This is a genomic window from Vibrio sp. S457-15 (genome assembly GCF_000960545.1).
Lineage (GTDB): Bacteria > Pseudomonadota > Gammaproteobacteria > Enterobacterales > Vibrionaceae > Vibrio > Vibrio parahaemolyticus.
Genome location: NZ_JYOQ01000121.1, coordinates 115,035 through 128,648, shown reverse-complemented (window position 1 = coordinate 128,648; position 13,614 = coordinate 115,035). Strand labels below are relative to the sequence as shown.

At 45.8% G+C, this 13,614-nt stretch carries 13 protein-coding genes; 4 read left to right on the top strand and 9 right to left on the bottom strand.

Annotated elements, in window-relative coordinates:
- Positions 1-16 precede the first annotated feature (16 nt).
- The 7 genes from UF05_RS11700 to UF05_RS11670 all read right to left on the bottom strand — a co-directional run bounded on the left by UF05_RS11700 (position 17) and on the right by UF05_RS11670 (position 8,484).
- Complete coding sequence (locus tag UF05_RS11700; RefSeq protein WP_005499907.1) at positions 17-907, bottom strand: HlyD family secretion protein; 891 nt, start codon at positions 905-907, stop codon at positions 17-19.
- A 12-nt stretch (positions 908-919) separates the two neighbouring features.
- A complete protein-coding gene (locus UF05_RS11695; RefSeq protein ID WP_005462724.1) occupies positions 920-1,123 on the bottom strand; it encodes a DUF1656 domain-containing protein in 204 nt (67 codons plus the stop codon).
- The gene (locus tag UF05_RS11690; RefSeq protein WP_031818459.1) at positions 1,123-2,766 is read right to left on the bottom strand and encodes an efflux transporter outer membrane subunit; all 1,644 of its coding nucleotides are present in this window, start codon (positions 2,764-2,766) and stop codon (positions 1,123-1,125) included. Before UF05_RS11690 ends, UF05_RS11695 begins: the two co-directional genes overlap by 1 nt.
- Positions 2,767-2,776: 10 nt before the next feature.
- A complete protein-coding gene (locus tag UF05_RS11685) occupies positions 2,777-4,951 on the bottom strand; it encodes an FUSC family protein (RefSeq protein ID WP_031818460.1) in 2,175 nt (724 codons plus the stop codon).
- A 391-nt stretch (positions 4,952-5,342) separates the two neighbouring features.
- Positions 5,343-6,209: a DMT family transporter gene (locus tag UF05_RS11680; protein WP_045545548.1), complete on the bottom strand. Its 867-nt coding sequence runs from the start codon at positions 6,207-6,209 to the stop codon at positions 5,343-5,345.
- Between the two features lie 141 nt (positions 6,210-6,350).
- Positions 6,351-7,319 carry an HTH-type transcriptional regulator YidZ gene (gene yidZ / locus UF05_RS11675; RefSeq protein WP_045545547.1) on the bottom strand — a complete coding sequence of 323 codons (969 nt, stop codon included), beginning with the start codon at positions 7,317-7,319 and terminating at the stop codon, positions 6,351-6,353.
- Positions 7,294-8,484, bottom strand: coding sequence for an MFS transporter (locus tag UF05_RS11670; protein WP_045545546.1), 1,191 nt, complete (start codon positions 8,482-8,484; stop codon positions 7,294-7,296). The genes yidZ and UF05_RS11670 overlap by 26 nt, the downstream gene beginning before the upstream one ends.
- 132 nt (positions 8,485-8,616) lie before the next feature.
- On the opposite strand from UF05_RS11670, the gene UF05_RS11665 reads away from it, so the two are divergent.
- The 3 genes from UF05_RS11665 to UF05_RS11655 all read left to right on the top strand — a co-directional run bounded on the left by UF05_RS11665 (position 8,617) and on the right by UF05_RS11655 (position 10,929).
- Entirely contained in the window at positions 8,617-9,087 is a 471-nt protein-coding gene (locus UF05_RS11665; protein WP_045545545.1) for a GNAT family N-acetyltransferase, read from the top strand.
- Positions 9,088-9,205: 118 nt separating this feature from the next.
- On the top strand, positions 9,206-10,288 hold the full coding sequence (locus UF05_RS11660; RefSeq protein WP_005462737.1) for a type I restriction endonuclease: 1,083 nt from the start codon (positions 9,206-9,208) through the stop codon (positions 10,286-10,288).
- Between the two features lie 185 nt (positions 10,289-10,473).
- Entirely contained in the window at positions 10,474-10,929 is a 456-nt protein-coding gene (locus UF05_RS11655) for a GNAT family N-acetyltransferase (RefSeq protein ID WP_045545544.1), read from the top strand.
- Between the two features lie 10 nt (positions 10,930-10,939).
- Here the strand turns inward: UF05_RS11655 and UF05_RS11650 are convergent, their stop codons facing one another.
- Together UF05_RS11650 and UF05_RS11645 are read right to left on the bottom strand one after the other, a co-directional pair.
- A complete protein-coding gene (locus UF05_RS11650) occupies positions 10,940-11,452 on the bottom strand; it encodes a DUF2799 domain-containing protein (protein WP_005484189.1) in 513 nt (170 codons plus the stop codon).
- A 342-nt stretch (positions 11,453-11,794) separates the two neighbouring features.
- Positions 11,795-12,469: a fructose-6-phosphate aldolase gene (locus tag UF05_RS11645; RefSeq protein WP_020841484.1), complete on the bottom strand. Its 675-nt coding sequence runs from the start codon at positions 12,467-12,469 to the stop codon at positions 11,795-11,797.
- Between the two features lie 214 nt (positions 12,470-12,683).
- On the opposite strand from UF05_RS11645, the gene UF05_RS11640 reads away from it, so the two are divergent.
- Entirely contained in the window at positions 12,684-13,613 is a 930-nt protein-coding gene (locus UF05_RS11640; RefSeq protein ID WP_045545543.1) for a glycyl-radical enzyme activating protein, read from the top strand.
- The last annotated feature ends 1 nt before the right edge of the window (position 13,614 follow it).

Below are 13,614 nucleotides of genomic sequence, written 5' to 3'. Positions count from 1 at the left end.
GGTTCTTCTCACTTAGTTACTGTTCATTTTCTGCCGATGAATCTTTCATCACCATAATGGACGCAGAAAGCCCGAATCGAAGATCAACATCTTCAGGAAGCTCTTGGATGGAGATTCGTACCGGAATACGTTGTGCTAAGCGAATCCACTGAAAAACAGGGTTCACGTTTGGAAGAAGGTTGTAACCGACCGTGCCGTCTTTTGGCGCAATACCCCAACCGATAGAGTCAACGGTTGCGTCGATAGGCGTGTCTGGGTGAGACATCAAGGTGACACGTGCTTGGCTACCCGGTTCGATTTGCGCGAGTTGGTTTTCGCGGAAGAAGCCAAATACCCAGAAACTGTTTTTGTCGATCAGTGCTAGCAGCGGTTGGTTTGCGACCGCTTGTGTACCGTTTCGAATATCGAGGTTAGACACAAAACCATCGACGGTCGCATAAACTTTGGTGAAACTGAGGTTAAGGCGCGCTGACTTTAATTGCTCTTCTGCAGATTTGATTTGCAGTAGCGATTCCTCGTAAGCGATTTCACGACGAATCAGATCCTTGTGAGAAACAGCGCCGCGGTCTTTCGCGCGAATGTCTTTAAGGCGATCGTATTCGATTTTTTTACCGCGAGAGCTCACGATGGATTTTTCCAACGCCACTTCGGCTTGAGATAGTGCGACTTCGTAAGTGGTTGGGTCGATTTCAAACAGTAAATCGCCCGTTTTCACTTCTTGGTTGTCTTGCACCGAAACATTCACAATTGGGCCAGACACTCGCGGTGCTACCTTGATGACGTTCGCGCGTACTTGGCCATCGCGTGTCCATGGGTTATTAAAATACTCTTCAAATTTTTGATAGCCGAGCCAAGCTGCGCCACCAAGAATGACAAGATTGAGTGCGATTACGAATAGTTTTTTCATCTTGTTTGGCACCTAAAATTGAATATAAAAGCTGTCGATGGCCACCACATAACCGACCATGATGGCAATAAACGTCAGGGACGGAAAAGCGATGAAGCGAGACAAACGTGTCTTGTTCAATATCATCACCGTTATCCACGTTGCCGTGACGGCGAGAAAGAGCACCAGTAGTGTGGGAGAAAAGTAAATGTCTCCCCAAGAGAGTTCATGAGGCATTAGAGATCCTCCGTTTTGTTCTTATCGCCGTTTTCCGTCGGTGTTTCGATAGGCAAAGGTGGCAACGTGCGGTTTTCTTCATCCAGATAACCGTCCCAATCGGTACGATCTTGCATCTGCTTGGCGATGGATTCTTCAAGGAATGGTTTCCCCGTTTGTGCCTGCCAGCCGCCACCCAACGCTTTGTACAGCGCGATTACTTGGTTCGCGACATTGCCTTTAATTTGCGCGTAACTGTCTTCCGCGCGGGTCATTTTTTCGACTGAGTTGAGCAGTCGCTCAAAAGAAATTTGGCCGTTTTCGTATTGCGTCATGGAGATGTTGAACGCACGAATGGAAGAGTTGACCGATTGCAAACGTAAATCTTTTTGCTGCAAATACAGGTCATACGCTTCGATCGCATTGGTCACTTCGTTCACGGCTTGTAGCACTTTTTTGTTGTAGTTGGTCAGCGTTTCTTGGAAGCGAGCATCTTCGAAGCGAATGTTATTTTTCACGCGTCCATATTGGAAAATGTTCCAACTGAACGTTGGGCCAACCACCATGGTGAGCGAATCACTAAAACTGAAACTGCTGCCATCGGGAACTGTACTGTCGATACCGATGGAACCGAACAGCGAAAAGCTTGGGTACAGAGCGGTTTCCGCCACGCCAATTTGCGCACTCTGCGCGCGAGCTTGCATCTCAGAGACTTGCAAATCCGGACGTCGCATCACTAAGTTTGCGTCCACTTGGGTATCCAACAGAGGTGGACGCGGCACAATGGAGCGCTCGTCGGTGCCCGATAACGCCGATTTTCTGCCTGTCGATTTGAACTGCGCTTCATAATCAGCAATTTTCTGCGTCAAACCGTCCGATTGCAGCAATTTCTCTACTTCTTCAGGCAGTACGCCCAGTAACAAAGCTAGTGCTGTGCGCGATTGCTTCATCGCGACTTCGAGGCTTGGTTGCGCGGCTTTTGTGGTGTAAAGCTGGTTTTTCGCTTGCTGTACGTCTAGCTCTGTTACGTTGCCGGAATCAAACTGAACTTGGGTGATGTGCACAACGCGTTCTTGAATCTCGATATTGCGGCGAGACAGCAAAATACGTTCTTGGAATGTGCGATAGTTGATGTAATTGCGTGCTACTTCGGCGGTGATGGTGACCATGATGTCGTGATACGACGCGATGGATGCGTAATAACCAGCTTCTGCAGATTCGATACCACGAGCGTATTTGCCCCAAATATCCATTTCCCACGCAGCATCAAACGACAGAGCGGCGTTGTTTACACCCTGATCGTTCACGTAGGCACGCGCTAGATTTCCTGATAAGGTTTGAACTTGCGGGTATTGCAAGCCGGTCGAAATGCCAAGTAATGAACGAGCTTGGACAATGCGCAGCCCCGCGGCTTCTATGTCTAGGTTTTGCTCATTCGCCAACTCGACTAATCGATTGAGCGTCGGGTCGTTAAACTGCTGCCACCACTGTTGTAATTGTTGCTCGGATTGCTGCGTATCTTTGGCTGCTTTTTGCACCGACCAATCGCTTGGCAATGACGCTTGCGGTGGGTGGACATAGTCTGGCCCCACAGTGGTACACGCACTGAGCCCGAGCAGGGAAAGTATGGCGAGGCTTGGTTTGGTTAGTTTTGGAAGCATCATATCCCCACCTTTAAAACCGCTTCTGTTGTAAGTTCACCCAATCGATATCCTCGTAGGTTTGCTTGCAATGCTTGATTGCTTCGAACACGTTCCGTTTTAAATTCAGCAAGATATAAAAACCGGCTATCTCAGAATAAGCGTAGTCAGATAAATCCAACTCACTAAAAAAATCTTCCAGTTTATCTTCGAATGTTTGGTAATCCTGACTGTATTGGTCGAATACGGAGTCGAGTTCTTGTGTTGCTTGGTGGCTGGCTAAAGCGCCCGCCATCAAAGGAATGATGGAATCGCGGTGTTGTTGGCGAAGCTGAGTGATCAGCGGATTGGTCATCAACTTTTTCTCGGCGGCCATTAAGATGTTGATGTGATTACTGAGTACATCACACGCTTTGCTAAACGCGCCAATCGCTTCTGGCGTGGTTTTGTCAAAGTGTTTGTGGTTGATTTTCGAACCCCACACCTTGAGCTTTGTCGATGAAACGTTGAGCGTCACCAAATGCAAGGCCCGTTTGAGCGGCGTAATAATAGAGCTGGATTGCTTCTGATAGGAGTCAAACAGCTCTCGAGTGTGCCTAAAATAGCGCTCTTTTATGGTCAAAAAGAGGTGTTCTGGTCGTGAGCTAAACGGGAAGTAGTGCGCGAAAATGATCATGAACACCACCATGTAGAACAGCAGCATGATCGTCATGAGGATCCCGAAGTGATAGAACATGTTGTTGTCTAAACCGAGAACAAACAAGCCCACCATGTAGAAAATCGTCACTGGCCCGTTAAACAGATAAAAGCCGATAAAGGTGTAGATAAAGATGAACAGGCCAAGTTCTAACCCGAGATCCAATTGCGGCAGAATAAAAACGTAAGAAGGCACCGCGAACAAGAAGCCGAAAGTGAACAGCACTAGCAACAAAATCGGGTGCACAGGCACGAACGACAGCAAAGACATAAACATGGTCGAGAAGACCACGAACGAGTAGCCGCCTGGCGGATTGAAATAAATCCAAATAAGTCCTGCAACCCAATAAGTGACAAAAGTTTTGACCGCGGTTTTAAAGTTTTCTGCGTCCCACCATAGAAACTTGCCTTTCGGTTTCGGCAGCGGCACGTCAAAGGAGACATTGTTCGTCACAGAGTCAATGCAGCTAATGCTCTCCGCTAAACGCGACAAGTTTTGATGCATGAGCCCCAAGAGGTGCCCAAGCATAAGCGCAGAGCCTTTCTCTAGGTGCGCTGCGTCTTCAAGCAACGCTTGGTTGTATTCGACTTTGAACTCTTGAGCACGAAAAGCAGGCTCCTTTTCGTCCCAGACTTGTTGACAGGTATCAAATAGCGCGTCAATTTCCGCAACGGCTTGATCAAAGTTGCTTATGCTTTCACGGTCTTGCTGGTGGCTAAAGTGGCTGTGCGCCGCAACGGTCAATTGTTGCGTTACCTGCTTGTTCAAATGAACCGCCAAGCGCCACTCTTTCATGTAGGCCGACACGTCGCTGCATTCCACACTGACTGTGGCAAAACGCTGTTCGAGCGCATTTTGGGCGGCAAACATCTGTTCGATAAGAGAATCCACGCTAGGTTGTGGCTCTTCAGCTTCTGGATTTTCTACTCCCTCTTCTTGAGGAGAGACTTGCCCTGCCGATTTTTGCTCGAAATTTTGCAAGATAGTGGTGAACAACGCGCGTTGTGCTTGGTTGAGTTGTTCGATGAGCTGTCTTAGGTTTTGTTCTGTTTTGGTCGGGAATAAGAAAGTCCCCACGAGTGTGTAAACCACCACCCCAAACACCGTCATATAAGCGCGGTCAACGCCATAAAGAAACGCACCTTCTGCGTCACCGCCATTGGACATCATCAGCGTCATGACGCCGGTCAGCATGAGTAGCGTTGGATCTTTTTGGTAGGCATTACGGAAGTAAAAAATGAAAGAGACCACAACCGACACGCTCAGCATGTACAGCAAGCGGTCTTGAGCAAATAATCCCACCAGTAACAAGCCAACGACGGCGCCAACCAACGTACCGAACACACGTAAGGTACCTTTGGCGAGGGATTCACGACGACTGCCTGTGGATGCAATCAGCATCACTGTGGTTGCGGCCGTCGATGCTTGCGGCCAACCCATGGCAAACGGGATTAGATAAGCCAGAGTCAGGCTAAGCGATACTTTAATAGCGAATTTTATTTTGTCGTTCATAGTGTCAAAGTTTGCTCAGGCTTATCGTTATAAGTTGATGAATTTCTTATGTGAATAATCAGAATCTTGTTCTGAATAAATTCGGGGGGCGGAATATAGCGGATAAAAAAGTGTGCTTTGTAAACCCTTTGTCAAAACACAAAGTGCGTATTTGGCTCGATCTCGCGCTTGCCCTTGGCGTTATTGACGAAACGCCTAAAACGAGCAAAATCGCGATCTGTGATGATTCTTACTTTTGAAACAAAATCGTCGTGTTGTGTGAGCCAATTCTCACCTTATATCCTTCGCCTAATACTAAAGCAGGTCACTCGTACCATCTGCGATGAGCTTTGCTGCTTTAAAAAGCATAGATGATGAATGGGTATTTGAGAGGGAAAGTTATTATTTTTTATCAGCTTGCCGATTGTTCGCTTGTTTTTTTGGATCGAGATAAAAAAACCAAAGCGATACCACCAAGAATGATGCCACTGGTTAAAAGTGTATGCAGTGAAAGAGACTCGTGAAGTACGACGGTACCTAGTAGCAAAGCAATGGCTGGCACGGAAAGTTGGCTGACGGCGGCTTGAAGTAAAGAGAGCTTACGCATGACTTGATACCAAAGCGTATACCCAAGGCCAGATGCAATGGCGCCAGACGTGATAGCGAGCAAAATTCCGCTCAGAGAGAGATGGATTGAGGACAGCATCAACGGCGATAGCAGTATGCCAATTATAGATGCAGCGATAAAACCCCATGTGATGCCACTACTTGGAGAAGGCGCTTGTTTGCCGAGCGCAGTAAACGCAGCCCAACAAACGCCAGAAATCAACATGAGAAGTGCAGAACTGATGTCGGGGCGAGTGGCTGATGGCAACATTAACCAAACAAAGCCAACAATTGAAAGGCCGATACCGATGATTTCGAGAAATTGAAAGCGCTCACCTTGCCACCAATAGATGGCCAGTAACGTCAGTTGCACGGCACCAAACAAAAGCAAAGCACCGGTTCCTGTCGCCAGTTGTAAGTACGCGAAAGAGAAAAGGGCAGCGTAACCAAATAAAGCCACGCCAGCAAAAAAGCGAAAGCGAGAAGTTGGCCGATCGGTTTTCCACTGACCTCTCACGACAAGCAATGCGATTAAGGTAATCGCGCCAGATATCAATCGGACGAGAGTGAAGCTTCCTGCATCAATTAACCCTTCGGCCAATGCAAGTCGGCACAATAATGAATTGGCGGCGAACGCCAGCATCGTAATAGCAGTGAGTAAAAAGGTCGACATCCTTGGCCCTTAACGCAGAAATATGGATTGAGTGTAGCGTCAAACGACCTTTTTCATTAGTTGATAAAGTGATTAGTTATAGCTGTCAGAGCGAGAAAATCATCAAAAATCACCAGAGAAAACCTGACCTTAGCCTAAGTGTTACTGTGGTAGGGAAGGTTGTTCATACAATGACTTGATGGTGTTTTTCAACCATAGCAATTTGGGATTGTACGCATTGCGTTTATGCCAAATCATGGTAAATGGAATCAGTAACTTGTCTTGTTGAGTTTGGTCTAACGGAATTGGCAAGCACACCAAATCGAGATGCAGCTTTTCTGTGTAGCTTTTGCAATAGTGCGGCGCGGTGGTGATCATGCCATGCGTCGGCTGCGCTGCCATAAAAAGGGATTGCTCAAAGTTGGACATCGTCAGCCCGATAGAGCGCTGTAGGCCTAGTTCCGTTAACACTTCATCCAACGCCCAAGTTTCACTTTTTTCCCAAACAATATTGATGTGTTGGTAGCTCAGAAAGGTCTCGAGATTCCACTCTTGCTGTAACGCCGGATGATTTTTATGCAAATACACCATTGGCAGGTCATAAAATAGAATCTCAAAATCCAAGAAATACGGCAGAAGATCCAACGACTCTTTCGATCTCGGGTGACTTTCTCGGCCGGTAAAACCGATATCCGCCTCGCCTCGAATGATGGCGTCGAGTGAATCGTAATCCCAGTTACTGGTTTTTACTTTCGCTTCAGGGTATCGCTGGTGGATAGCGACGATGAGTCTGTCCAGCACCGTGAGTACTAATGGCGACTCAATCGTGATATCAAAACGCACTCCTTTCGGCGTAATATCGCTGCGTTTTTCTGCAATTTGGCTGCCAATTTGCAGCCATTCTGCAAGATCTTGCTCCATGCTTTGTGCCAAAGGCGTTGGCGCAAGACCTTTAGGTGTTTTGACGAACAAAGGATCATCGAACCAATGACGAAGTTTGTTGAGCGACTTACTTACGGTAGAGGGCGTAACGTTCAGCTTTTTCGAGGCTTTCGAGACGCTTTGCTCTTGCAGCAATAATTGCAGAGTGAACAGTAAGTTTAAATCAAGTCGCGCTAGGGATTTCTTCATAATGGGTATCGTGAACAGGCTTTGGAATCAATAGTATTAGAGCAAGGCTGATTACGCTACCTAACACTAAGATAAACACCAACATATTCAGTGCACTAACGCCGATGAAACCCATAAACCAAATATAGAACGCTGAACTACAAACTTGAGCAATGCCCAGTAGTGAGCTCGCCACGCCAGCTTGTTGAGAGAATGGGCTGAGCGCTTGGCTCATGGCCACGCCAAAGCCACAAGCGAAGCCAGCGCAAATCAGCCCAAGTCCGAACACATAGTAATGAGATTGTCCATCATGGAAATGGGCAGCACTGAGCACGATGGCTGCACAAGCGAGCAATACTTGAGAGGTCATCATTAAGGTTCGCTGCTTAAAAATCCCCAATGCCAATGGCGCCGAGAACGAAATCAACATACTGATCGTCGCAGTCCCAGCCATGATGGAAGAATAGCCACCGCGATCAAAACCAAGCATGCCCATCACGACAATTGGTGAAGCGTTAACAAAGGTCAGAATGGTGGTCACTCCAAGTGCAGTAATGATCAGCCTACTGATAAAAAATCGCTCGAAGAAAGTCTCTTGATGGCTCTCTGGCGCTGTCTGCTCTTCACCTTGTTGGCTGGGTAGTGATTCCTTGAGAACAAAAATGGCCAATACACTGACGAGAATGCCCATTCCTGCCATTGTGGTAAACAAACTCGGCCAAGGAAATTTCAGCATAATCAAGTGACCAATCACGGGTGCGATCACTGGAATGATACAGGTGATGCCATTGAGCATCGACAATACTTTCGCGCGGCGTTCATCGTCTAACGTGTCGCGTAAAATCGCGAACGCGACGACATAGCAAGATCCAGCCCCGATGCCTTGGCAAAAGCGAGCAATCAAAAAAGTGTTTGGTTGCTCAGCCATCCCGCCGAGAAAAGACGCGAGCACGAAGATCATCGCGCCGACGACGGCAACAGGCTTTCGTCCCACAGAGTCTGCAATTTTCCCCGCGAATAACATGGTGGTAGCCATGCCAGCTAAATAGATCGAAAACGCAATATGCAACTGAGATTCACTGGCGTTGAGATCTGACGCAATTTGAGGCAAACCAACAAGATACAAATCAATGGCAGTAGGGTAGAGTAAAACGAGTGCAAAACTACAAAGTAAAAAACGGGACATGGAAACCTCTCTATCGAATGGCGAGGATAATAGAGTGCTAAACGTTTGCCTGCGAGTGGGAAATACGACACTAGGTATTTCTATTTACGACATACCCTGTATGAATTGAGCATAAAAACAACAAGGAAGATTATGATTACCATTGAAAAGTATTCGCCTGAGCGACATGAACAAACTTGCGAACTTAGCGTGCTAGAAGAGCAATCGCAGTTTACGGTCGCGGATGTGGGTGAAATGCTGACACGTCTTAAACCTACAGAACTTCCGCATCTGATTTTGGCAGACGATGACGTTGTTGGTTTTTTTCTGTTCGATGCTGCTTACAGCGAGAAATACGATTTTTGCCCGAAAAACAGCTTAGGCGTACGTGCTTTGCTGGTGGATCACCGTCATCAAGGCAAAGGCATCGCCAAGCAAGCCATTCAACAGTTTGCCGATTTCGCCAAACGCCATTATCCCGAGTTTGATGCGCTTTATCTCACCGTGAATTGCCGCAACATACCTGCTTATCAGTGCTATTTAAAATCAGGGTTTGAAGATACCAATGAGCTTTACCACGGCGGCCCCGTTGGACCGCAGCACATTATGAAACAGCCGCTTTAAGTTCGCTGTTGGGTGAGTGTTTGCATATGGCATTCAAACTTTTAACTACACAACATTTTAAGATACCAGTGTCATATATACTTTAAGTGTTTAAATGAACAATATGATGGAGTGTCTTATGGATTTTATAGAACGAGTTCAAGCTCTTTCCAAAAAAATTCCCCAAGTATCAGCGAGTTTAGCTACAGAAGAAGCAACAAAAAACGCATTAGTAATGCCATTTTTGCACTCTGTATTAGGTTATGATGTCTTTAATCCAAATGAGGTTATCCCTGAGTTTACTGCTGACATTGCTACGAAGAAGGGAGAAAAAGTAGATTACGCACTCATTAAAGATGGGGTTGTACAAATTCTTATCGAGTGTAAAAAATTTGGTGAGCCATTGGCCACTAAACATGCTAATCAATTGTTTCGGTATTTTTCAGTAACCAATGCTCGTATTGCGATTTTAACTAATGGATCTGAATATCAGTTTTTTACGGACTTAGACGCTCCAAATAAAATGGATGAAAAGCCGTTTTTGACTTTGGATCTTGCCAATCTTGATGAGCACGTAATTCCCGAAGTGAAAAAGCTTACCAAGTCTTCTTTTGATGTTGATTCTGTAGTTGATGCTGCCGGCGAGCTCAAGTACCTCAATCAAATTAAAAAAGCACTTCATGAACAGTTTCAGAACCCTGAAGAGGAGTTTGTAAAATTCTTTACTTCAAAAGTGTACGATGGCGTCCAAACCGCAAAAGTCAAAGCACAGTTCATGGATATTACAACGAAGGCTCTAAAACAATTCTTGAACGACAGCATTAATGCTCGATTGAAATCTGCAATTGGTGGAGATGATAAAGCACCGATCAAGGTTGACGATAGCGTTAACACCTTTGAAGAATCTGTTGAACCCGTTCAAGATAAACCCAAAGTTCAAACGACAGATGAAGAGATCGAGGGTTTTAATGTCGTTAAAGCGATATTACGACAACAAGTTGATGTACAGCGAGTGTGTGCCCGTGATACGCAAAGTTATTTTGGTATCCTGCTTGATGACAACAATAGGAAGCCATTATGTCGCCTTTGGTTCAATACCAAACAAAAGTACATTGGCCTCTTTGATGAAGCTAAAACAGAAACCCGTCATCCAATCGACTCGATTGATGATATTTTCAAATTTAGCGAGCAATTACAAAGTACGCCAGCACTTTACGAATAGACTTACATAGAAATGCAAAGGAAGCTCCAACACATGATTTTTCTGATGTTTGTGTTGGGGCTTTTTTATTATTCAATCATCTTAGTTTCGTGCAAACCTAGGTATCTTTGAGGTTTGGATGGACATTTAACTTTAAAACATATAGTTAAGGTGACTTGGATAGTAAAAACACCAAGGATGGATATATGAGAATTGAAATCGACGATTTAGAACGGCCGCAGGTGCTTGCGTTGTTGGAAGAGCATTTACAGGACATGTACGCTACATCGCCACCAGAGAGCGTGCATGCGTTAGATGTAAGCAAGTTGAAGCTGCCTCCAATCACGTTTTGGACGGGGTGGGATGGTGAGCAGCTATTGGGATGTGTGGCAATGAGCCAACTAGAAGATGGTCACGCAGAGTTGAAATCGATGCGTACGACGCCGTCGGCGAGAAAACAGGGCGTGGCATCCCGCTTACTCAATCACGTGATTGAGCAAGCAAAACATCAGGGGATACAACGTTTAAGTTTGGAAACTGGGTCGATGGCATTTTTTGAACCCGCGCATCGCCTATATGAAAAACATGGCTTCGCGTACTGCGAGCCGTTTGGTGACTATCAACCTGATCCAAACAGCCGCTTTATGACCCTAGCGTTGTAGCCCGTCGCGACTAAAAGTTAAAGTAGTAATTAGCTCCTGGCGAGATGAGTGATGCACGCTCACGCGCCAGTTGTTTTCTTCTCTCTCTAATACGCTTCGCGTTGTCTTTATCTAAGTTTGCATCCAATTGATGATCAAGGCGTGATATCTCCGCATCTAACGCGTTAATGCGTTGTTGACGCTGATATTCTTGATGGCCTAACTGATAGTTTTTAAGGAAAAGATCGTTAGAGCAAACGCCATAGTAGGTTTTTCCTTCTACACCCACCGTGTAACCATTGTCTGGCGAACAGTAAAGAATAGTGCCTTTATCAAAACCGTCTTGCCACTCAACGTGATTTGGCGTTACGCCTGCTTCGCGACAGTCTTTAATGTATTCGTACAAAATGTTTGGGTTGTTGCCTGAGCGGCCATCTTGGTAGCCGACGCGATACCAATCTGCGGTTTGGCATTGTTCTGGCGACATGCTGCTACAACCAGAAAGTAATGCAAACATGGCAAAGAGAAGCGCAATGCGTTTCATGAAGTGGATTCCTTGTTACTGCGTTAGGTTCGCTGATTATAAATGAACAGTGTTCATTTCCAATAGATAAAATTAATAATTACCGACTTATTGATGCGTTGTGCTTGTGAGTTTGTCGGCTTGAAGCAAAATTTTTTGCTTGTGGAACGAGCGTTTTTCGTCAGTAGTGATGTTACGAATAGAGTAGTTTGCGTGAAGGTTGAGGCGAGATTAGTGGGGTGGGAATCTCTTCGTAAGCCGCATCTATAAACAGTTGCCTGCGCGAATGTTACTTTTTCTCAGAGATTCCCATATCAAAAGCCCCTCGATCGAGGAGGAACGGGACTTTCGATAATTTTATGTTTAACTTTCAAATGAAAGCTTGTTGCCAAACGTCGATTTCCAGTCTTTGTCAAATTGATCGACAGCCGGCTGAACTGCTGGATGAGAAAACATCTGCGCGGCCACATCGACAGGTAAGGTGATCGCTTCAATACCTAACTTCATCACTTCCATCGCTTGTTGGGTATTCTTAAAACTCGCTGCCAAAATTTTTGCAGGCAGTTGGTTTTGATCCAGTAGCAATTGTAGGTCTGCGACCACTTCTACACCGTTTCCGTTCATCGCATCAATACGGTTCACATAAGGCGCAAGATAGTCAGCGCCACACAATGCCGCAAGGAAACCTTGCTGAGCAGAGTAAATAGCAGTGGCGAGCACTTGAATTCCCTCTTTTTTCATTAACTTAATTGCCGCTAAGCCCGTTTCGGTTGCTGGCACTTTGACGACCATATCATAGGGTAATTCATGGATTTGGCGCGCTTCTTCTACCATGCCTTCTACAGTTGTGCTCACCACTTGAGCATGGAAACGGGGTGTGCCCCCTAACGCTTCTTGCATGCCAGCTAAGGTTTGGTTCAAGCCTTGTTTTGACTTCGCCAAAATACTTGGATTTGTGGTCACCCCTTTCAGAGGTAGGCATTGGTTAAAGCGTTTTACTTCTGCCACGTCAGCAGTATCTAAATAGAGTTCGATCATGGGTTCTACCTTATACAAAATCTTCGTTTTGATGATGGGATCACTATAGATCTGACAATCCGCCGAGATCTTGATTTTGATCAATTGAAATTTCAATTGAAACTATAATAATTTCACAAAACGAAAGTTAAGTGCCAATATTTCATTATCAAATGAAGTTTTCAGCAAAAGAAAAGCGTGAAAAGTAGAAGAGCAAACCAAGAGGCGGACAGCAATGTATTTCAATATTCAGAGGTTCTCGACCCACGATGGTGATGGTATTCGCACCATTCTGTTTCTGAAGGGATGTAGTCTGTCCTGTCCTTGGTGCCAAAACCCAGAAAGCCGCAGTGAAAAGCACTCTCTGCTGTTTGATGAGCGCAGTTGTATGGCGGGCTGCCAGCTTTGTATATCGGCTTATAAACAAACCGTAAACGGCGACATGGCGAGCGATGGTATCCGACGCATTGACGATCAAATCATCATCAATCGAAAAGCCATGAGCGAAGCGCAGATCATAGCGCTGCGAAACGTATGTCCAACACAAGCGCTCAGCATATGTGGAGAAGCGGCGAAATCGGACGACTTGTTTGAAGTGTTGATGAAAGACAAGCCTTTTTACGATCAAAGCCAAGGTGGCGTGACGTTTTCTGGTGGTGAGCCGCTGATGCAGCCAAATCTTGTGGCAGAACTTGCCGAACGTTTGCATCAAAACCACGTGTCTACGGCGGTGGAGTCGTGCATGCATGTTCCGTGGAAAAACGTAGAAAAAGTCGCGCCATATATTGATTGCTGGTTAGCGGATCTTAAACACACCGACGACGAAAAGTTTCTCTGCTGGGCGAAGGGATCGTTAAAACGCATCAAAGACAATTTTAGAAAATTGGCACCAATTGCCAAATGTATTGTTATTCGCGTGCCGGTTGTGCCGGGCTTCAATGACACCATTGATGAGCTCAAAGCGATCATTGACTTCGCTGCTTCTTTAGAAAGCTGTCAAGAACTTCACTTGCTGCCGTATCACACCCTCGGCATCAATAAATACCGTTTGCTCGATATGCCTTACGAGTGTTCTGACAAACCATTAAATAATCCAGAACTGCTAGAAAACGCAATGCAATACGCAAGCGAACATACTCAACTTAACGTGATTGTTAGAGGTTAAC